Below are 19,811 nucleotides of genomic sequence, written 5' to 3'. Positions count from 1 at the left end.
CGGCCTGTCCCGGCCCGGCCTCAGGCCAGGGCCCGCCAGCCGAGCGACTCGCCGCCGGCCAGCGGCACCAGGGTCGTATCGCCGAACGCGACCTCGGCCGGAATTTCGTAGGCTTCGCGCCGCAGCGTGAGCGTGCCCGTATTGCGCGGCAGGCCATAGAAGTCCGGGCCATGGAAGCTGGCAAATCCTTCCAGGCGATCCAGGCGACCGACCGCGTCGAACGCGGTTGCATAGAGCTCCATCGCATGCAGGGCCGTGTAGCAACCCGCGCAGCCACAGGCATGTTCCTTCAGACCGCGTGCATGCGGCGCGCTGTCGGTACCCAGGAAGAAGCGCGGGCTGCCGCTGGTAGCCGCCTCGACCAGCGCCTGGCGGTGCGCCTCGCGCTTGAGGATCGGCAGGCAATACCAATGCGGCCGCACGCCGCCGGTGAAAATCGCGTTGCGGTTGTAGAGCATGTGCTGCGGCGTGATGGTCGCGGCGGTCGGCCCTTCCGCGTCGCGCACATAGTGCGCGCCTTCCCGGGTCGTGATGTGCTCGAACACGACCTTCAGGCCGGGATACGCGCGCCGCAGCGGCTGCATGACGCGGTCGATGAACACCGCTTCGCGGTCGAACACGTCGATCGCCGGATCGGTCACCTCGCCATGCACCAGCAGGGGCATGCCGCAGCGCTCCAGCGCGGCCAGCGCGGCGCCGCACTTGCCCAGCAGGTCGGTCACGCCGGCATCGGAGTTGGTCGTGGCCCCGGCCGGATACAGCTTGACCGCGGCGACCTGCCCGGACTCGTGCGCGCGCACGATCTCCTCGGCGGGGGTATTGTCGGTCAGGTACAGCGTCATCAAGGGCGTGAAGGCAGCCGTATCGCCGCCCGCCTTGCGCAATGCCGCCTCGATGCGCCCGCGATAGGCCAGCGCCTGCTCGGTGGTGGTCACCGGCGGCCGGAGGTTGGGCATCACGATGGCGCGCGCGAACTGCCGGGCCGTATCCAGCACCACCGCCTCCAGGGCGCTGCCATCGCGCAGGTGCAGGTGCCAATCGTCCGGGCGGGTGATGGTAAGTTCTGTAGCGTGTTGGATAGACATGGAAAGGGCCTCAATCGGCCAAAGGCATGCCGCGCTCGGCCAGCGCGCTGAACATCGCGCTGCCCAGGGGGATCACGGCATCGTTGAAATCGAAATGGCTATTGTGCAGCACACAGCCCGACTCGGCGCCGCCCTGGCCGAGCCGGAAATACGCGCCGGGCCGCATCTGCAGCATAAACGAAAAATCCTCCGAGCCCATGGAGGGCGCCAGGTCGCGCACCACATTCTCGCGGCCGATCATCTCGGTGGCGATATCGGCAACCAGGTTGGCGTGCTGCGGCGTATTCAGCGTGGCGGGATAAATGCGCTCGTAGAGCACTTCCGCCGTGGCGCCGAACGCGCTGGCGATGGCGCTTGCCAGTTCGCGCATGCGGGACTCCACCATCTCCTGCACGGAACGGCGGAACGTGCGCACCGTGCCCACCATCCGGGCCTCGCGCGGGATCACGCTCATCGCGCCCGGATGGCCGGCCTGCACCGAGCCGATCGACAGCACCGCCGAATCGAGCGGATTGACGTTGCGCGACACGATGGTCTGCAACGCGGTGATCAGGTGCCCTGCCACCGTGACCGGATCGATAGTCTGGTAAGGATGCGCGCCATGGCCGCCGCGGCCGTTGATCGTGATCTCGAAACGATCGGCCGCCGCCATCATCGGGCCCGGATTGATCCCCACCGTGCCCGGCTTGAGGCCCGGCCAGTTGTGCAAGGCATAAATCGCGTCGCAGGGAAACGTATCGAAAAGCCCGTCGTCGATCATGGCCTTGGCGCCACCGCGCCCTTCCTCCGCCGGCTGGAAGATCAGCACGGCCGTGCCGTCGAAATTGCGGGTTTGCGCGAGATACTTGGCTGCCCCGACCAGCACCGCGGTGTGGCCGTCATGGCCGCAACCGTGCATCAGGCCCGGCTTGGTCGATTTGTGCCCGAAATCGTTGTCCTCGGTCATCGGCAGCGCATCCATGTCGGCGCGTAGGCCGATCATGCGGCCGCTGTCGCAGGTCCGGCCCCGGATGACCCCCACCACGCCCGTCTTGCCGATGCCGCGGTGCACCTCGATGCCCAGCGCTTCCAGCGCGCCGGCGACGATGCCCGAAGTACGGACCTCCTCGAAGCCCAGCTCGGGATGCGCATGCAAATCGCGCCTCAACGCCGTCAATTCGTCATGAAACAGCCGGATGGATTCGAGCGGGGAACGGGCGTACATGGGCGGTTACAGGTTGCTGTCCCCAGGGGGACCGATCAGTAATTTTAGTTGCTACAGAGGATAAATGGCTTTGTCTTTAGGGGAGAGACACGTTATGCTGCGGCCCGCAGGACTATTTTTCCAACAAGCCAGAGAAGGAGCGCCGCATTATGGCCACACCCTCCAAAACCGCGACCGCACGCAAGCCGAACGCCGCGTTCATGAAGCCCCTGACCCCCAGCGCCGAGCTGGCCGCTGTCATCGGCTCGGAAGCCGTGCCGCGTACCGAGGTCACCAAGAAGATCTGGGATTACATCAAAAAGCACAACCTGCAGGATGCCAGCAACAAGCGCAACATCAACGCCGACGCCAAGCTGCGCCCCATCTTCGGCAAAGACCAGGTCACGATGTTCGAACTGACCAAGCTGGTCAACGCGCACCTGAAGTAATCGCTCGGGCCAAAGGGCGTACGGCGTACGTCCCTTCCCGTCTCAGTGCCGGGCCTGCCGCAACAGCGGGCATTCGGTTGGCACAATCCGCTTCAATCAATCTCCGCATGCGCTGGCCCACATCTCCGGCCCGCAACGCCTCGCAACTGCAGCTCCCGCCTTGCCACCTCGCGCGAACGCCCACGGCGCCGCCAGCCGCGCCCCTGCGTGTCCCTGCGTCCCTGCGTCCCTGCGTCCCTTCGGCCCTGCGTTCCTGCGTCCCTGCCGCATGCTGCTTGCGCCGCGCGCTGTTCGCACCAGGCGCCGGCAAACGAAAACGGCTGGCACGAAGCCAGCCGTTGCGAGCGGAACCGCGGCGTGCGGCGGTTCAGGCGTAGGTCGACGGCGCGCTGCCTTCGAGCAGGGCAAGCCAACCCTTGATCAGGCGATACAGCACCCACACCACGGTTGCCACCACACCGATCCAGCCTATGAAAATCAACGTGCCGATGGCGCTGATGGCCAGCCACAGCAAGGCCCACCAGAACGTGCGCAGCAGCCAGTCGAAATGAGCCGCGTACATCGTGCCGGCGGTATCGGCACGCTTGACATACATCAGCACGACGGCAGCCAGCGTGGCTATACCCAGAAAACCGCCGGTCAAAAAGCCCAGCGCGTACAGACCGTAAGCCACATGGGTAAGCGTGCGCAGATCCGGGGCACCGCCCGGCTGAAGGGTCTGGGGGTCACTCACGATTACTGCTCCATCGAATAAGTTCACAGCAATCTTACCGCAAGATGCACACCCGCCCCGGCTGGCGTTGTTATTTGTAGACGGCGTCCTGTTCGGCGCTGTTGAAGGCGGTTAACTCCGTATTGACGACGACTCGCCGACGGTATGCGAATTGCTTTCGTGCGCGGCTGGAGCGCCTGGACGCGCATGGCCCCGCCGCGTCACCAACACCTGTCCGCGTCGCCGTGCCCTCGTACGGACATCGCTTCGGCGTTTCGTTGCCATGCACATCCTGCCGCAGAGGTCAGTTCCATGCCGGGACGGGCGCCCGCGCGTCGCAGCAGGGCCGGCCTCCACGGGTGTCTGTCCCCGCAGGGGACCGACACCCCGTGTGCGGCCATGGCCATCCTCGGTCTGAGGGAGGACGCGCATGGACATCCCCCGCGCAATCCCGTCGCAGGGGCGGTACGCGTCGCGCTGAGACGAGCGCGGATTTTGTGGTGGCGTGGCGGCGTGCCAGTCCCCGTTCGGGGACAGGCACCCGGGGCGCTGGGGGCCGGGGCGGGGCGCGCCGCAGCGGGCGCGCATGGTTGCGCGCCCCAAAAACAAAACCCCGCGAGCCGTGAGGCTGCGGGGTTTTGAGCAATAAAAGCCTGACGATGACCTACTTTCACAGATGTACATCCACTATCATCGGCGCGAAGGCGTTTCACTGTCCTGTTCGGGATGGGAAGGAGTGGGACCACCTTGCTATGGTCGTCAGGCGTAACCGGCTAAGCGGTTGACGCATGGTCAACGGCTTGAATCTGGAAGAAGCACAGCGTGCGCCTGGCAGTCGGTTGGGACTGGCAGCGACGCGGGTTGCGTATGTATGTTGTGTTGGTATGAACGGCGCTGGCGCTTACTGTCCAGCGGTAATAATTAAGACTTGAGAGTTATAGGATCAAGCCTCACGGGCAATTAGTATCGGTTAGCTTAACGCATTACTGCGCTTCCACACCCGACCTATCAACGTCCTGGTCTCGAACGACCCTTCAGGGGGATCTAGTCCCCGGGATACCTAATCTTCAGACGAGTTTCCCGCTTAGATGCCTTCAGCGGTTATCTCTTCCGTACTTAGCTACCCGGCAATGCCATTGGCATGACAACCGGTACACCAGAGGTACGTCCACTCCGGTCCTCTCGTACTAGGAGCAGGCTCCGTCAAGTATCCAACGCCCACGGCAGATAGGGACCAAACTGTCTCACGACGTTTTAAACCCAGCTCACGTACCTCTTTAAATGGCGAACAGCCATACCCTTGGGACCGGCTACAGCCCCAGGATGAGATGAGCCGACATCGAGGTGCCAAACACCGCCGTCGATATGAACTCTTGGGCGGTATCAGCCTGTTATCCCCAGAGTACCTTTTATCCGTTGAGCGATGGCCCTTCCATTCAGAACCACCGGATCACTATGTCCTGCTTTCGCACCTGTTCGACTTGTCAGTCTCACAGTCAAGCACGCTTATGCCATTGCACTATCAGCACGATTTCCGACCGTACCTAGCGTACCTTCGAACTCCTCCGTTACGCTTTGGGAGGAGACCGCCCCAGTCAAACTGCCTACCATGCACTGTCCCCGATCCGGATAACGGACCAAGGTTAGAACCGCAAACAAACCAGGGTGGTATTTCAAGGATGGCTCCCTCGAATCTGGCGACTCGAGTTCTGCGCCTCCCACCTATCCTACACAGGCCGGTTCACAGTCCAATGCAAAGCTACAGTAAAGGTTCATGGGGTCTTTCCGTCTAGCCGCGGGTAGATTGCATCATCACAAACACTTCAACTTCGCTGAGTCTCAGGAGGAGACAGTGTGGCCATCGTTACGCCATTCGTGCAGGTCGGAACTTACCCGACAAGGAATTTCGCTACCTTAGGACCGTTATAGTTACGGCCGCCGTTTACCGGGGCTTCGATCAAGAGCTTGCACCCCATCACTTAACCTTCCGGCACCGGGCAGGCGTCACACCCTATACGTCGACTTTCGTCTTTGCAGAGTGCTGTGTTTTTAATAAACAGTCGCAGCCACCGATTCTCTGCGACCCCTTCATGCTCAGCGCGCAGGCGCATCACACTACCAGGGTATACCTTCTCCCGAAGTTACGGTATCAATTTGCCGAGTTCCTTCTCCTGAGTTCTCTCAAGCGCCTTGGAATATTCATCCCGTCCACCTGTGTCGGTTTGCGGTACGGTCTCGTACAGCTGAAGCTTAGAGGCTTTTCTTGGAACCACTTCCAATCACTTCGCGAGACTTGCTCGCTCGTGCCACACCCTTGATTTACGCGCCCGGATTTGCCTAAGCGCCATCTTCAATGCAGCAACAGGGACTTCCAACACCCTGATGACCTTCCGCGATCCGTCCCCCCATCGCACTGTACGACGGTGCTGGAATATTAACCAGCTTCCCATCAGCTACGCATCTCTGCCTCGCCTTAGGGGCCGACTCACCCTGCGCCGATGAACGTTGCGCAGGAAACCTTGGACTTACGGCGAGGGGGCTTTTCACCCCCTTTATCGCTACTCATGTCAGCATTCGCACTTCTGATACCTCCAGCAGCCTTTACAAGCCACCTTCGCAGGCTTACAGAACGCTCTCCTACCGCGTGCACTAAAAGTGCACACCCGCAGCTTCGGTTTATCGCTTAGCCCCGTTACATCTTCCGCGCAGGACGACTCGATCAGTGAGCTATTACGCTTTCTTTAAAGGGTGGCTGCTTCTAAGCCAACCTCCTGACTGTCTATGCCTTCCCACTTCGTTTCCCACTTAGCGATAATTCGGGACCTTAGCTGGCGGTCTGGGTTGTTTCCCTCTTGAGTCCGGACGTTAGCACCCGGTGCTCTGTCTCCCAAGCTGTACTTGCAGGTATTCGGAGTTTGCCATGGTTTGGTAAGTCGCCATGACCCCCTAGCCATAACAGTGCTCTACCCCCTGCAGTAATACTTGAGGCACTACCTAAATAGTTTTCGGAGAGAACCAGCTATTTCCAGATTTGTTTAGCCTTTCACCCCTATCCACAGCTCATCCCCTAGTTTTTCAACACTAGTGGGTTCGGTCCTCCAGCACGTGTTACCGTGCCTTCAACCTGGCCATGGGTAGATCATCTGGTTTCGGGTCTACACCCAGCGACTGGACGCCCTATTCGGACTCGCTTTCGCTACGCCTTCCCTATTCGGTTAAGCTCGCCACTGAATGTAAGTCGCTGACCCATTATACAAAAGGTACGCCGTCACCCCATAAAGAGGCTCCGACTGTTTGTATGCATACGGTTTCAGGATCTATTTCACTCCCCTTCCGGGGTTCTTTTCGCCTTTCCCTCACGGTACTGGTTCACTATCGGTCGATCACGAGTATTTAGCCTTGGAGGATGGTCCCCCCATCTTCAGACAGGATTTCACGTGTCCCGCCCTACTTCTCTTACGCCTAGTTCCACACTCTGCATTTCGTCTACAGGGCTATCACCTGCTACGGCCGGACTTTCCATTCCGTTCGACTATGCAAAATGCTAAATCGTAAAGGCTCTTCCGATTTCGCTCGCCACTACTTTCGGAATCTCGGTTGATTTCTTTTCCTCGAGCTACTGAGATGTTTCAGTTCACCCGGTTCGCCTCCACTGGCCTATGTATTCAGCCAGGGATACCGCTTGCGCGGTGGGTTTCCCCATTCGGATATCTGCGGATCAATGCTTGTTTGCCAGCTCCCCGCAGCTTTTCGCAGGCTACTACGTCCTTCATCGCCTGTGATCGCCAAGGCATCCACCATATGCACTTAGTCGCTTGATCCTATAACACTAAAGTCTTATAGGTGCTGTTCATTCGCGCTTGTGCCGTTCATAAGTTCAAAGCATCTGACCAAACGCTTGCGCGCCCAGCCAGTCTTGAGACTTGGAACAAAATCATGCAATCACAACCCGTATCCGTCTTCATCGGCTCGCACCGACTACTAAACGAACACTTTACGTTGTGCTTCTTCCAAATTGTTAAAGAACATATATAGCTGTCGGGCCAAAACCCAACGCTTAACACTGACTCGCAGCACTAAGCGTTGCTCTCTCGCCTTCTGGTCTCGCCTCTCGCCCCACACCCTTGCTCAGAAACAGGCGCGTGGTGGAGGTGAACGGGATCGAACCGATGACATCCTGCTTGCAAAGCAGGCGCTCTCCCAGCTGAGCTACACCCCCATTTCCCTCTCAGGAAACCTTGGTGGGTCTGGTTGGATTCGAACCAACGACCCCCGCCTTATCAAGACGGTGCTCTAACCGACTGAGCTACAGACCCGCGAAACCTCTCTCTCTCGGATCAGCAGCCACCGATCCAGCAGCTATATAACAACAACCGATAAGCGTGGACACTTAATACGAGCACCTAAGCTCTTAAAGGAGGTGATCCAGCCGCACCTTCCGATACGGCTACCTTGTTACGACTTCACCCCAGTCATGAATCCTACCGTGGTAATCGCCCCCCTTGCGGTTAGGCTAACTACTTCTGGTAAAACCCACTCCCATGGTGTGACGGGCGGTGTGTACAAGACCCGGGAACGTATTCACCGCGACATGCTGATCCGCGATTACTAGCGATTCCGACTTCACGCAGTCGAGTTGCAGACTGCGATCCGGACTACGATCGGGTTTCTGGGATTGGCTCCCCCTCGCGGGTTGGCGACCCTCTGTCCCGACCATTGTATGACGTGTGAAGCCCTACCCATAAGGGCCATGAGGACTTGACGTCATCCCCACCTTCCTCCGGTTTGTCACCGGCAGTCTCATTAGAGTGCCCTTTCGTAGCAACTAATGACAAGGGTTGCGCTCGTTGCGGGACTTAACCCAACATCTCACGACACGAGCTGACGACAGCCATGCAGCACCTGTGTTCCGGTTCTCTTGCGAGCACTCCCAAATCTCTTCGGGATTCCAGACATGTCAAGGGTAGGTAAGGTTTTTCGCGTTGCATCGAATTAATCCACATCATCCACCGCTTGTGCGGGTCCCCGTCAATTCCTTTGAGTTTTAATCTTGCGACCGTACTCCCCAGGCGGTCAACTTCACGCGTTAGCTGCGCTACCAAGGCCCGAAGGCCCCAACAGCTAGTTGACATCGTTTAGGGCGTGGACTACCAGGGTATCTAATCCTGTTTGCTCCCCACGCTTTCGTGCATGAGCGTCAGTGTTATCCCAGGAGGCTGCCTTCGCCATCGGTGTTCCTCCGCATATCTACGCATTTCACTGCTACACGCGGAATTCCACCTCCCTCTGACACACTCTAGCCCGGTAGTTAAAAATGCAGTTCCAAGGTTAAGCCCTGGGATTTCACATCTTTCTTTCCGAACCGCCTGCGCACGCTTTACGCCCAGTAATTCCGATTAACGCTTGCACCCTACGTATTACCGCGGCTGCTGGCACGTAGTTAGCCGGTGCTTATTCTGCAGGTACCGTCAGTTGCACAGGATATTAGCCCGTGCCGTTTCTTTCCTGCCAAAAGTGCTTTACAACCCGAAGGCCTTCATCGCACACGCGGGATGGCTGGATCAGGGTTGCCCCCATTGTCCAAAATTCCCCACTGCTGCCTCCCGTAGGAGTCTGGGCCGTGTCTCAGTCCCAGTGTGGCTGGTCGTCCTCTCAAACCAGCTACGGATCGTCGCCTTGGTAGGCCGTTACCCCACCAACTAGCTAATCCGATATCGGCCGCTCCAATAGTGCGAGGCCCGAAGGTCCCCCGCTTTCCCCCGTAGGGCGTATGCGGTATTAGCCACGCTTTCGCGTAGTTATCCCCCGCTACTGGGCACGTTCCGATACATTACTCACCCGTTCGCCACTCGCCACCAGGCCGAAGCCCGTGCTGCCGTCCGACTTGCATGTGTAAAGCATCCCGCCAGCGTTCAATCTGAGCCAGGATCAAACTCTTCAGTTCAATCTCTGTGTGTGGACCCTGACCTAAGCCAGGATCCGTATCGCTTGCTCAAAGGAAGTGAGGTTTAAAAAACCTTACTTCATTCAGTGAGCACTTGATAATGCTTCGCTTGTGATGACAGACGAATCCGCCATCGTGCGCTCGCACCAAGTGCCCACACTTATCGGTTGTTAAATTGTTAAAGAGCGGTCCTGCCACCCGGCCTTCCGACCGGCGCTGCGTTCTCAGCAGCAGAGAAACGAGATTATGAAGAAGTTTTTTCAGCTTGTCAAGTTGGCCTGGCTTGCACCGCAACTCCGACTCGCTCCTTCCTCAAGGCCTGCGCCTCTCGCCTGGCACTTCTCGAAACCCCAGCACCCGCGCCTATCGGCATCAGGGTTAACCCTTGGGTTTCGGCAACTGCCAAGCCCGAAACTATAACACGACTTTTGCAGAACTTGCAACCCGAAGGCAGCGATTCGTTAACCGTCGTGCAACAACACCTGCCAGAACCCGGGAACCGCCCATCGGCTTAATCCCGCTCGCCCTGCCCCGGTGTTGCCCGCGCCTCCTGCCCTGGCTTGCCGGCTCCCGCACCTGGGCGGAGAACCTGCAAACCGCGGGATTCGCGGTTCCGGCTTCGTCGCGCTGAAAGATCAGTGCGGCGAAGAAGCGAGACTATAGCACAGAAAAAATTCGTGCGCTGGCGTTGTGACACCAATTTTGCTGTTTCGTTAATTATTTTGTGCGCCCGGCAAGTTTCCCCTCTGAAATGAACCGGCCCTTTTTATTCCGGGCCGGCTGGACGGGGGCTGCCCGCCGTCCGTCCATGGCCCCTATATATAAAGGGCATAGTGGAGCGCCGTGCCGTGTCCCCATATATAGAGCGACCGCTATACGCGCAGCTCGGTGGTTTCCTTGATCTGCTGCAGCGCGAAGTAGGATTTCATGTCGACCACGGCCGGGTGCTGCATCAAGGTGTCCATGGCGAACCGGGAAAAGTGCGCGAGGTCCGCCACCTGGATGCGCAGCAGATAATCCATGTCCCCCGACATCGCGTAGCACTCCACCACTTCGGGCCATAATTGGACATCCCGGGCGAAATTGCCCATAGGCGCGTGGCTGCCGCCACTGTGCTTGTTCAGCTTGATGGTGACGTAGGCCAGCAAGCCCAGGCCGACCTTCTCGGCGTCGACCAGCGCCACGTAGCGCTTGATATAGCCCTGCTCCTCCAGGCGCCGCACCCGGCGCAGGCACGGACTGGGAGAGAGCGAAACCCGCTCGGCCAGCTCCTGGTTGCTGAGCCGCCCGTCGCGCTGCAGTTCGGCAAGAATTCTCCGATCTGTCCTGTCCAACTCGATTTCCAGCATACTTAGCCTCTATTTTGAATATTACGGCAATATTATTGCCGATCCAGGCCTTTTTTAGGGCATGTTTGCAATCGCCTGCCCGCCCTCGCTGCCTACAATCTGCGTTCTGGTTTCAAGCAATTGATTGCACAACATACAAGGGAGAGCAGCCATGGCTGAGAATTTCCAACCCTGGGAAAATCCGATGGGTACGGCCGGTTTCGAGTTCATCGAATACACCGCCCCCGATCCCGCCGCGTTGCGCAAGGTTTTCGAGCTGCTGGGCTTCAAAGCCATCGCGAAGCATCGCCACAAGGATGTGACGCTGTACCGCCAGGGCGGGGTGAACTTCCTCATCAACGCCGAACCCGATTCATTCGCCCAACGCTTCGCACGCTTGCACGGCCCTTCGATCTGCGCCATCGGCTTTCGCGTGCAGGACGCCAACAAGGCCTACAAGCGCGCGCTCGAGCTCGGCGCGTGGGGGTTCGACTCGCACAGCGGCCCCATGGAGCTGAACATCCCGGCCATCAAGGGCATCGGCGACTCGCTCATCTATCTGGTGGACCGCTGGCGCGGCAAGGAAGGCCACGGCGGCATCGGCGACATCGGCATCTACGACGTCGACTTCGAGCCGATCGACCGCGATACCGCGCAAACCGACCTGCACCACACGGGCGCCGGCCTGACGCTGGTCGATCACCTGACGCACAACGTACACAAGGGCCGCATGGCCGAGTGGTCCGAGTTCTACGAGCGGCTGTTCAATTTCCGCGAGATCCGCTACTTCGATATCGAAGGCAAGGTGACCGGCGTGAAGTCGAAGGCCATGACCTCGCCCTGCGGCAATATCCGCATTCCGATCAACGAGGAAGGCACGGAAGAGAAGGGGCAGATCCAGGAATACCTGGACCTGTATCGTGGCGAAGGCATCCAGCACATCGCGATGGCCACCGAGGACATCTACCAGACGGTGGAGGCGCTGCGCCGCAACGGCGTGGTGTTCCTGGATACGCCGGACACCTATTACGAACTGCTGGACCGCCGCCTGCCCGACCATGGCGAGGACGTGACACGCCTGCAGAAGAATCGCATTCTGCTCGACGGCGCGCCCGGCGGCGGGCTGCTGCTGCAGATCTTCACGGAGAACCAGATCGGCCCGATCTTCTTCGAGATCATTCAGCGCAAGGGCAATGACGGTTTCGGCGAAGGCAACTTCAAGGCGCTGTTCGAGTCGATCGAACTCGACCAGATGCGCCGAGGCGTGGTCAAGCAGGTCGACTGACCCCTGCCGCAAACGACAAGGCCCACCTTCACGGTGGGCCTTGTCGTTTGCGGCGCCGTTGCGCGGCAAGCTCAGCGCGCCAGCCGGTCCTGGAACTGCTTGCGGAACTTGGCTACCTTGGGCGCGATGACGAACTGGCAATAGCCCTGCTCCGGATGCCGGGCGTAATAGTCGCGGTGATAGTCCTCGGCCGGCCAGAACTTCGCCGGCGCGAGCAGGCGGGTCACGATGGGGGCATCGAAGACCTGTTGCGCGCGCAATTCGTCCATGACGGCCTGCGCCTGGTCGCGTTGTCGTTCGTCCTGCCAGAAGATGGCGGACTCGTATTGCGGCCCGACGTCATTGCCCTGGCGCCCCGGGGTGGTGGGATCATGGGTGGCGAAGAAGACCCGCAGCAGATCGCTGTAGGACAGCACGGCAGGGTCGAACTCGACACGCGCCACTTCGATGTGGCCGGTGTCCTTGCCGCACACTTGCTCGTAGGTGGGGTTCTCGACGTGGCCGCCGGCATAGCCGGGCTCGATGCTGGTCACGCCACGCAGGTCCTTGAAGACGGCTTCGACGCACCAGAAGCAGCCGCCCCCGAGAATGGCCGATTCGGTGGCCGCGCCGGCCGGTTGGGATGAAGACATGGCTTTCGCTCCGGAAAGAATGTTCAGGGCTTGGCGGGCAAGGACAGGATCCACTCGGCCAGCGCCTGCGCGTCGGCGTCGCTGACCTGCGGCTGGGCCGGCATGGGCACCGCGCCCCAGGCACCGCGCCCGCCGCCACGGATCTTGCCCGCCAGGTAGGCAGCGGCCTCGGACTGCCCTGCGTAGCGTTCGGATATGCTGCGCAAGGGCGGCCCCACCCGCTTGCTATCGACCTGATGGCACGCCATGCAGTTCTTGTTGCGCGCCAGCGCCTCGCCCGCCGGCTGCGCGCCGGCGCTGCCGCCGGCCAGACAGGCCAGGACCGCCCACGCGGCCAGACTACTCTTCAAATGCATCGGTTACTGCCCCACGGCTGGCGGTACAGGCCAGCTTGCCGAACTTGGCAAGCACGCCGCGCACATAGCGCGGCTTGGGCTGGGCCCAAGCCTTGCGACGGGCCGCCATTTCCTCATCGCTGATGTTGAGCTGCAGCAGCAGCTGATGGGCATCGATGGTAACCGAATCGCCCTCGCGAATCAGCGCGATCGGCCCGCCCACGAACGCCTCCGGCGCCACGTGCCCGACCACCATGCCCCAGGTGCCGCCGGAAAACCGCCCGTCGGTGATCAGGCCGACGGTTTCGCCCAACCCCTGGCCGACCAGCGCCGAGGTCGGCGCGAGCATCTCGCGCATGCCCGGGCCGCCCTTGGGGCCCTCGTAGCGGATCACCACCACATCGCCATCGCGGATGCGCCGATCCATGATGGCGGCCATGGCGTCGTCCTCGGAATCGAACACGCGCGCCGGGCCGGTAATGACCGGATTCTTCAGCCCGGTGATCTTGGCCACGCAGCCTTCCGGCGAAAGATTGCCCTTGAGTATCGCCAGGTGCCCCTGCGGGTACAGCGCGCGCTCGATGGGCATGATGACATCCTGCCCGGGCGGGGGCACATCGGGCACGTTGGCCAGCGTCTCGGCCACGGTCTTGCCGGTGATGGTGATGCAATCGCCATGCAGCAGGCCGGCGTTGAGCAGGATCTTCATCACTTGCGGAATGCCGCCGGCGCGATGCAGGTCGGTCGCCACGTACTTGCCGGACGGCTTGAGATCGCAGATGACCGGCACGCGCTTGCGGATGCGTTCGAAGTCGTCGATGCTCCACGGCACCTCGGCCGCGTGGGCGATGGCGAGAAAATGCAGCACGGCGTTGGTCGAGCCGCCCGTGGCCATGATGACCGACACCGCGTTCTCGATGGAGGCGCGGGTGATGATGTCGCGCGGCCGCAACTGGCGCCGCACGGCCTCGACCAGCACGCGCGCCGATTCCGCCGCCGACGCGACTTTCTCCTGGTCCTCGTTGGCCATGGTGCTGGAATAAGGCAGGCTCATCCCCATGGCCTCGAAGGCCGAGCTCATGGTGTTGGCCGTGTACATGCCGCCGCAGGAGCCCGACCCGGGGATGGCGCATTGTTCGATGGCCTTGAAGTCGGTTTCGTCCATGCGGCCCATGGTGTATTCGCCCACGGCTTCGAACACCGATACGATGGTCAGGTCCTTGCCCTTGTAATGGCCGGGCTTGATGGTGCCGCCGTACACGTAGATGCCGGGCACGTTCATGCGCGCGAGCGCCATCATGCCGCCGGGCATGTTCTTGTCGCATCCGCCGATGACCACCACGCCATCCATCCACTGCCCCTGCGCGGCCGTCTCGATGCAGTCGGCGATGACTTCGCGCGACACCAGCGAATATTTCATGCCTTCGGTGCCCATGGACATGCCATCGGAAATCGTCGGCGTGCCGAACACCTGCGGGTTGGCGCGGGACACGCGTATGGCCTCGATCGCCGCGTCGGCCAGCCGCTGCAGCCCGCTGTTGCATGGGGTGATCGTGGAGTGCCCGTTGGCCACGCCGATCATCGGATTCTGGAAATCCGCCTCGGTGTAGCCCAGCGCGTAGTACATGGCCCGATTGGGCGCGCGCGCCACGCCCTCGGTAATGTGACGGGAACGATTGTTGTCGGACATGGTCTTGTCTCCAGGTGCGTAGGCCCACGCCGGGCCGGCCAGGCCGCTGTCGGAAGGCAGCGCTACGGAACAACACGCTCGCCGGTTATTATCGGACATCTTTTTGCGCCAGGCGGAACATGCTTCAGTACCCTCAAATCGACCCCGTAGCCCTGCGTATCGGCCCGCTCGCCATCCATTGGTATGGATTGATGTACCTGATCGGCTTCGCGCTGGTCTATGCATTCGGCCGCCGCCGCATCACGTCGGGCCATACGACCTCGATGACGGTTCGCGACCTGGAAGACCTGATTTTCTACAGCGTGCTGGGCGTGGTCCTGGGCGGGCGGCTGGGCTACGTCCTGTTCTACAAGCCCGCCCACTATCTGGCCAACCCGCTGGAGATCCTCTACCTGTGGGAAGGCGGCATGTCGTTCCACGGCGGCCTGATCGGCGTCATCGTGGTGATGCTGCTGTTCGCCCACAGGAAGCGGCTGGGCTTTTTCACGGTGAGCGATTTCATCGCGCCGCTGATTCCGCTGGGGCTGGCCGCCGGCCGCCTGGGCAATTTCATCAATGGCGAATTGTGGGGCCGGCCGACCGACGTTCCCTGGGCGATGGTCTTTCCGCAATCGGGCGACGGGCTGCCGCGGCATCCGTCCCAGCTCTACGAACTGGGCCTGGAAGGCATCGTCCTGTTCGCGCTGCTGTGGTGGTATTCGAGCAAGCCCCGCGCGGCGGGGCAAGTGAGCGCCATGTTCCTGATGGGCTATGGCGCTTTCCGGTTCCTGGTGGAGTTCACGCGCGAACCGGATAACTTCCTGGGGCTGCTGGCGGCCGGACTCAGCATGGGTCAGTGGCTGTCGATACCCATGGTGCTGGCCGGCGCCGGCCTGTACCTGTTTACTGCAAGGCCACCGTCCCGTTGACGGCGATGCTGACGGTGACTTCGCCCGCCTCGAGGGGAGCCTCGGGATTGGGCGCGCCGCCGCCGGCGTCCTTGGCCATCATCATCTGCGCGCCCACCGCGCGCGGGACGGGCGCCCCGCCGCTGCCGCCCAGGTCCAGCTTGATCAGACGATAGCCCGAGAAGCCGAAGGCATTGGCCGCGGCCAGCGCGCGCTCGCGAAACGCCGTGGCGGCCTGGCTGAGCAGCTTGCGCTCCTCGGCCTCGCGGCCGGCGCGCGACAACTGGAAGCTGATGTTGGTGATGGCGGTCTTGTCGCCCAGCTTGGCGGCCAGCGCCGAGGCCGCCTGGAAGTCCTTGGATTCGAGCACGACCTCACCCTGGCCGCGCCAGTTGATGATCTTGCCCTTGGAGTTGGTATTGGGCCACACGTTGTAGCCGCCGGTGCGCACGTCGATGTTCTTCGCGCCGCGCGCCCGCTTGACGACATCCTCGAGCGCGGCCGACAGCTTCTTGCCGGCGCCCGGCTGGTCATTGGCCTCGACCTCGGCGGACAGGGTGATGCGCACCGTATCCTGCTTGACCTCGGAAGACGCGGTCGCCTGCAGCGTCAGCTCGGGCGCGCGGCTGGCGCTGTCGGCCTGGGCCTGCGGCGCTGCCGCGGGCGGCTGCGATTGGGCCAGGACGGGCTGCGCGGCGGCCACGGCCAGGGCGGCAGCGCAGGCGGCGCCCAGCCGGGTCAGCGAAAACGCGGAATGTCGGAGCATGGTGGACCTGTGAGGGAACGTGGGGGGAGGGAGAGAGTCATCCGAAGGCAGGCCTGCGATACAGGCCTGCCTGGATAGATGCCCCGCCTGTGCCGTCTAGGCCGGCATCTCGAACCCTGAGGTTCAAGGTGGTCGCGATCCGAAGAGCATCGGGTTCGTCTACGAGTAGACGATCACTCCAGCTCTACACTCCCGCAACCCATATGCCGTAAGACATAGGTTCAGAGAATGTATGGCCAAGTCACGAGCACGGCAGGGACAAACCATGAATACTGCGTAAATACAGATACTGCGCGCGGATTGCCGCGTTGATGCTAGAGCAGCTTTTCCTGTCCGGACAGCGCATCATCCAGCATCAAATTCATTTCCTCGATTCTACGCTTGAAGTCGCCCACCGCCAAACCGCCCAGCGGACCATCCGGCGCCTTCATGGCGAGCAGTTCGCCGGCGACTTGCAGCGCCGCCATCACGGCGATGCGCTCGTTGCTGGATACCTTGCCCGACCCCTGGATGCGCAGCATGAGCTGGTCCACATGGCGCACGGCGGCCATGAGCACGGGCTTTTCTTCAGCGGAGCACGCCAGCGAGTAGTCGCGCCCCAGAATCGTGACGTCTACACGTTCCATTACGGTTGCTCCCCGGCCGGCGCGCCCGGCAGGCGGGCCAGCACGGCGTCGATACGTTCGCGCGCCGTCGAGGCGGCCACGCGCAGGCGTTGCAGGTCGGTGTCGCGCGCCCGCAGGCTGCCCTGCAGCTCGGCCTCGCGCGCACTGACGCGGGACTCCAGCGCCTGGCGCTCGGCGGCTTCGCGGGCCAGTTGCTCGCGCAGCGCGACTTCGGTCTGCTGCGCCTCGGCCAACTGGGTCGCGGTGGCGCCGTCGTGCTCGCGCAAGCGGGCCTGCAAAGCCTGGAGCTCAGTCTCGAAATCGGCGCAACGCTGCTTGAGCTTGCGCTGTTCGGATTCGCTGTCGTTCAGGCGGACACGCAACGCGTCACGCTCGGCATGCAGATGCCGGGTGCGTTGCACCAATTGCCCGATGCGGGCGGCGAGTTGGTCGAGGTCTTGCAGCATGGGCGCTATCGTAAACCATCCGGGAACCGAACGGGCCTCTTCACGCAAGCTGAGAAACACGGCAATATTCGGTAGAACCTGCATTCGCCGCTTTTGCGGCGCGGCCTGGCGCCATAAGCGCCCGCCGGCCAGCTTGGCTGTCGACCAGCTGTCTGCAAACTTTCAGTTTGCTTTCATTCTGGCCTCGCCACGGCGATCCCGTTACACATTCAAGCCCCCGCAGGCGCATTTCTAGGGAAAACCCCGAGCAACTGGCGGAAAACCAGGGTTTCCAGCGCCCTTGCCCTCCATTACCATTCGGCCTTCAAAAATACGCAAGCGCCGATTTCAGAAAACCAAACGGCACCACCAAGTGCCTTTTTTGTGCCCGCCATCCAGCACGAGCCGGAGCAGGCAGTCTCTTAAATACATGCTGTAAAACAGGAGCCAACCAATCATGCAGCTACGCAATCGACAGGACTTCTGGTCGGGGGTGATGTTCATCGTCCTCGGACTGGGATTTTCCTGGCAAGCCAGCAGCTACCAAATGGGTACTGCCGCCCGCATGGGGCCGGGATACTTTCCTTTCTGGCTGGGGCTTGTCCTGGCTTTGTTGGGCGCGATCGTGCTGATCAGCGCGCTGTCCAAGAAAGCCACGGAGACAGCGGTGGAAGGCTTCGATTGGCGCATCGTTTTCCTGGTGGTGGGCTCGGTCGTCCTGTACGCCCTGATCCTCAAGCCGCTGGGTGTCTATCTGTCCGTCTTCATCCTCGTGGTCGTCAGCAGCCTGGCCAGCCACGAATTCAGCTGGAAGGTGGCCGTTGCCAACGGCATCTTCCTCGTGGTCTTCAGCTATCTGGCGTTCATCAAGGGACTCGGCCTGATTTTCCCGCTGTGGCCGTCGTTTCTGGGCATGAACTAAGGAGACCATGAGTCATGGAATTGTTTGACAACCTGATGCTGGGTTTCTCGGTGGCGTTCACCCCCGAGAACCTGGCGTACGCCTTGCTCGGCTGCATCCTGGGCACCCTGATCGGCGTGTTGCCGGGCATTGGCCCGGTCCCGACCATCGCCATGCTGCTGCCCATCACCTACGTGCTGCCGCCGGTGGCCGGCCTGATCATGCTGGCCGGTATTTACTACGGCGCCCAGTACGGCGGTTCGACCACGGCCATCCTGGTCGCGCTGCCCGGCGAGACATCAGCGGTGGTGACCGTGCTCGACGGCCACCAGATGGCGCGCAACGGCCGCGCCGGCGCCGCCCTGGCCATCGCCGCCCTGGGCTCGTTCTTCGCCGGTTGCGTCGCCACGCTGCTGCTGGCTGCCTTCGCGCCCCCGCTGGCCGAAGTCGCCTTCAAGTTCGGCCCGGCCGAATACTTCTCGCTCATGGTGCTGGGCCTGGTGGGAGCGGTGGTGCTGGCTTCGGGCTCGCTGCCCAAGGCCATCGCCATGATCATCCTCGGCCTGCTGCTGGGCATGGTCGGCACCGACGTGAACTCCGGCGTGGCCCGCTATGACTTCGGCATCCCCGAGCTGCAGGACGGCATCGACTTCGCCATCGTCGCCATGGGCGTGTTCGGCTTCGCCGAAATCATGACCAACCTGGAGCAGAAGGAAAACCGCGTCGACATCACCGACAAGATCGGCTCGCTGTATCCGAACTTCCAGGAGTTCAAGGAATCGGCCCCGGCCGTGGTGCGCGGCACCGCCCTGGGTTCGGCCCTGGGCATCCTGCCGGGCGGCGGCGCCGTGCTGTCCTCGTTCGCCTCCTACACGCTCGAGAAAAAGATCTCGAAGAACCCGGAGCGCTTCGGCAAGGGCCACCCGGCCGGCCTGGCCGGCCCCGAGTCGGCCAACAACGCGGCCGCGCAGACCTCGTTCATCCCGCTGCTGACCCTGGGTATCCCGGGCAACGCCGTGATGGCGCTGATGGTCGGCGCGATGACCATCCACAACATCCAGCCGGGCCCGCAGGTCATGACCAGCCACCCCGAGCTGTTCTGGGGCCTGATCGCCTCGATGTGGATCGGCAACCTGATGCTGGTGGTGCTGAACCTGCCGCTGATCGGCCTGTGGGTCAAGCTGCTGAAAGTGCCCTACCGCATCCTGTTCCCCGCCATCCTGGTGTTCTGCACGATCGGCGTGTACTCGTTGAACTACAACACGTTCGACATCTTCATGACCGCGGCCTTCGGCGTGGTGGGCTACGTGTGGGCCAAGCTGAAATGCGAAGGCGCGCCGCTGCTGCTGGGCCTGGTGCTCGGCCCCATGATGGAAGAGAACTTCCGGCGCGCCCTGCTGCTGTCGCGCGGCGACTTCGGCACCTTCGTGACGCGCCCGCTGTCGGCGACCCTGCTGGCCGTCGCGGTGTTCCTGGTGATCCTGGTGGCGCTGCCGGCGATCCGCAAGAAGCGCGAGGAGACCTTCGTCGAGGAAGATTGATCCCTCGATGCGGCCGGCGCCT

The 19,811-nt window shown here is 61.8% G+C and carries 15 protein-coding genes, 2 tRNA genes, 3 rRNA genes and 1 other RNA gene; 5 read left to right on the top strand and 16 right to left on the bottom strand.

The genetic code is table 11. From position 1 onward, the window contains the following. Positions 1–20: 20 nt before the first annotated feature. Positions 21–1,100, bottom strand: a complete 1,080-nt coding sequence (pyrC, locus tag CAL11_RS03930; RefSeq protein WP_086092211.1) for a dihydroorotase — start codon at positions 1,098–1,100, stop codon at positions 21–23. Continuing rightward, positions 1,096–2,289, bottom strand: coding sequence for a M20 aminoacylase family protein (locus CAL11_RS03925; protein WP_086092210.1), 1,194 nt, complete (start codon positions 2,287–2,289; stop codon positions 1,096–1,098). The genes pyrC and CAL11_RS03925 overlap by 5 nt, the downstream gene beginning before the upstream one ends. A gap of 149 nt (positions 2,290–2,438) precedes the next feature. Between CAL11_RS03925 and CAL11_RS03920 the strand changes: the two genes are divergently transcribed. Beyond that, entirely contained in the window at positions 2,439–2,717 is a 279-nt protein-coding gene (locus CAL11_RS03920; RefSeq protein WP_003814592.1) for an SWIB/MDM2 domain-containing protein, read from the top strand. Positions 2,718–3,084: 367 nt separating this feature from the next. Here CAL11_RS03920 and CAL11_RS03915 read toward each other — a convergent pair whose 3' ends face one another. From CAL11_RS03915 to CAL11_RS03885, 7 genes are all read right to left on the bottom strand, one after another. Beyond that, on the bottom strand, positions 3,085–3,477 hold the full coding sequence (locus tag CAL11_RS03915) for a DUF4870 family protein (RefSeq protein WP_080699979.1): 393 nt from the start codon (positions 3,475–3,477) through the stop codon (positions 3,085–3,087). A gap of 603 nt (positions 3,478–4,080) precedes the next feature. Further along, positions 4,081–4,193: ribosomal RNA gene (gene rrf, locus CAL11_RS03910) — 5S ribosomal RNA — on the bottom strand. A gap of 175 nt (positions 4,194–4,368) precedes the next feature. Further along, a 23S ribosomal RNA gene (locus tag CAL11_RS03905) occupies positions 4,369–7,250 on the bottom strand. 322 nt (positions 7,251–7,572) lie between these two features. Next, positions 7,573–7,648, bottom strand: a tRNA-Ala gene (locus CAL11_RS03900). Between the two features lie 20 nt (positions 7,649–7,668). Beyond that, positions 7,669–7,745 (bottom strand) — tRNA-Ile (locus CAL11_RS03895). A gap of 97 nt (positions 7,746–7,842) precedes the next feature. Continuing rightward, positions 7,843–9,373, bottom strand: a 16S ribosomal RNA gene (locus CAL11_RS03890). The 16S, 23S and 5S rRNA genes sit together here with 2 tRNA genes alongside, the layout of an rRNA operon. Positions 9,374–10,245: 872 nt before the next feature. Then, the gene (locus tag CAL11_RS03885; protein WP_033466751.1) at positions 10,246–10,722 is read right to left on the bottom strand and encodes an Lrp/AsnC family transcriptional regulator; all 477 of its coding nucleotides are present in this window, start codon (positions 10,720–10,722) and stop codon (positions 10,246–10,248) included. A 151-nt stretch (positions 10,723–10,873) separates the two neighbouring features. Between CAL11_RS03885 and hppD the strand changes: the two genes are divergently transcribed. Continuing rightward, positions 10,874–11,986 (top strand): 4-hydroxyphenylpyruvate dioxygenase, encoded by a 1,113-nt coding sequence (gene hppD / locus CAL11_RS03880; protein ID WP_033466753.1) that lies wholly within the window; start codon positions 10,874–10,876, stop codon positions 11,984–11,986. Between the two features lie 71 nt (positions 11,987–12,057). On the opposite strand, the gene msrA is transcribed toward hppD, so the two are convergent. Genes msrA through ilvD form a run of 3 tightly spaced genes read right to left on the bottom strand, consistent with a single transcriptional unit; the run spans position 12,058 to position 14,643 of the window. Then, entirely contained in the window at positions 12,058–12,618 is a 561-nt protein-coding gene (msrA, locus tag CAL11_RS03875) for a peptide-methionine (S)-S-oxide reductase MsrA (protein WP_086092209.1), read from the bottom strand. A gap of 23 nt (positions 12,619–12,641) precedes the next feature. Continuing rightward, positions 12,642–12,974 carry a c-type cytochrome gene (locus CAL11_RS03870; RefSeq protein ID WP_050458196.1) on the bottom strand — a complete coding sequence of 111 codons (333 nt, stop codon included), beginning with the start codon at positions 12,972–12,974 and terminating at the stop codon, positions 12,642–12,644. Next, positions 12,958–14,643 (bottom strand): dihydroxy-acid dehydratase, encoded by a 1,686-nt coding sequence (ilvD, locus tag CAL11_RS03865; protein WP_086092208.1) that lies wholly within the window; start codon positions 14,641–14,643, stop codon positions 12,958–12,960. The genes CAL11_RS03870 and ilvD overlap by 17 nt, the downstream gene beginning before the upstream one ends. 119 nt (positions 14,644–14,762) lie before the next feature. Between ilvD and lgt the strand changes: the two genes are divergently transcribed. Next, positions 14,763–15,551, top strand: coding sequence for a prolipoprotein diacylglyceryl transferase (gene lgt, locus CAL11_RS03860; protein WP_033466759.1), 789 nt, complete (start codon positions 14,763–14,765; stop codon positions 15,549–15,551). Here lgt and CAL11_RS03855 read toward each other — a convergent pair. The 4 genes from CAL11_RS03855 to CAL11_RS03840 form a co-directional block, all read right to left on the bottom strand. Further along, positions 15,526–16,296: an SIMPL domain-containing protein gene (locus CAL11_RS03855; RefSeq protein ID WP_033466761.1), complete on the bottom strand. Its 771-nt coding sequence runs from the start codon at positions 16,294–16,296 to the stop codon at positions 15,526–15,528. The two genes, lgt and CAL11_RS03855, sit on opposite strands and share 26 nt — an antisense overlap. A 76-nt stretch (positions 16,297–16,372) precedes the next feature. Further along, positions 16,373–16,558: non-coding RNA, 6S RNA (gene ssrS, locus CAL11_RS03850), on the bottom strand. A gap of 52 nt (positions 16,559–16,610) precedes the next feature. Beyond that, positions 16,611–16,922, bottom strand: a complete 312-nt coding sequence (locus tag CAL11_RS03845) for a cell division protein ZapA (RefSeq protein WP_003814611.1) — start codon at positions 16,920–16,922, stop codon at positions 16,611–16,613. Then, entirely contained in the window at positions 16,922–17,452 is a 531-nt protein-coding gene (locus CAL11_RS03840; protein ID WP_086092207.1) for a hypothetical protein, read from the bottom strand. Before CAL11_RS03840 ends, CAL11_RS03845 begins: the two co-directional genes overlap by 1 nt. Before the next feature lie 352 nt (positions 17,453–17,804). Here CAL11_RS03840 and CAL11_RS03835 point away from each other — a divergent pair, with 352 nt between their 5' ends. Further along, positions 17,805–18,269 (top strand): tripartite tricarboxylate transporter TctB family protein, encoded by a 465-nt coding sequence (locus tag CAL11_RS03835; RefSeq protein WP_003820744.1) that lies wholly within the window; start codon positions 17,805–17,807, stop codon positions 18,267–18,269. 14 nt (positions 18,270–18,283) lie between these two features. Next, the gene (locus tag CAL11_RS03830; RefSeq protein WP_068927092.1) at positions 18,284–19,789 is read left to right on the top strand and encodes a tripartite tricarboxylate transporter permease; all 1,506 of its coding nucleotides are present in this window, start codon (positions 18,284–18,286) and stop codon (positions 19,787–19,789) included. The last annotated feature ends 22 nt before the right edge of the window (positions 19,790–19,811 follow it).

This window comes from Bordetella genomosp. 6, from assembly GCF_002119705.1.
Taxonomy (GTDB): domain Bacteria; phylum Pseudomonadota; class Gammaproteobacteria; order Burkholderiales; family Burkholderiaceae_B; genus Bordetella; species Bordetella bronchiseptica_F.
This window is presented reverse-complemented; position numbering and strand designations above follow the sequence as displayed.

Coding starts and splice junctions, on each gene's coding strand:
- CAL11_RS03870 (WP_050458196.1), bottom strand. CDS start 12,974: ATGCATTTGAAGAGTAGTCTGGCCGCGTGGGCGGTCCTGGCCTGTCTG.
- CAL11_RS03840 (WP_086092207.1), bottom strand. CDS start 17,452: ATGCAGGTTCTACCGAATATTGCCGTGTTTCTCAGCTTGCGTGAAGAG.
- msrA (WP_086092209.1), bottom strand. CDS start 12,618: ATGTCTTCATCCCAACCGGCCGGCGCGGCCACCGAATCGGCCATTCTC.
- hppD (WP_033466753.1), top strand. CDS start 10,874: ATGGCTGAGAATTTCCAACCCTGGGAAAATCCGATGGGTACGGCCGGT.
- CAL11_RS03845 (WP_003814611.1), bottom strand. CDS start 16,922: ATGGAACGTGTAGACGTCACGATTCTGGGGCGCGACTACTCGCTGGCG.
- CAL11_RS03885 (WP_033466751.1), bottom strand. CDS start 10,722: ATGCTGGAAATCGAGTTGGACAGGACAGATCGGAGAATTCTTGCCGAA.
- CAL11_RS03920 (WP_003814592.1), top strand. CDS start 2,439: ATGGCCACACCCTCCAAAACCGCGACCGCACGCAAGCCGAACGCCGCG.
- CAL11_RS03835 (WP_003820744.1), top strand. CDS start 17,805: ATGCAGCTACGCAATCGACAGGACTTCTGGTCGGGGGTGATGTTCATC.
- CAL11_RS03925 (WP_086092210.1), bottom strand. CDS start 2,289: ATGTACGCCCGTTCCCCGCTCGAATCCATCCGGCTGTTTCATGACGAA.
- CAL11_RS03830 (WP_068927092.1), top strand. CDS start 18,284: ATGGAATTGTTTGACAACCTGATGCTGGGTTTCTCGGTGGCGTTCACC.
- CAL11_RS03855 (WP_033466761.1), bottom strand. CDS start 16,296: ATGCTCCGACATTCCGCGTTTTCGCTGACCCGGCTGGGCGCCGCCTGC.
- lgt (WP_033466759.1), top strand. CDS start 14,763: ATGCTTCAGTACCCTCAAATCGACCCCGTAGCCCTGCGTATCGGCCCG.
- ilvD (WP_086092208.1), bottom strand. CDS start 14,643: ATGTCCGACAACAATCGTTCCCGTCACATTACCGAGGGCGTGGCGCGC.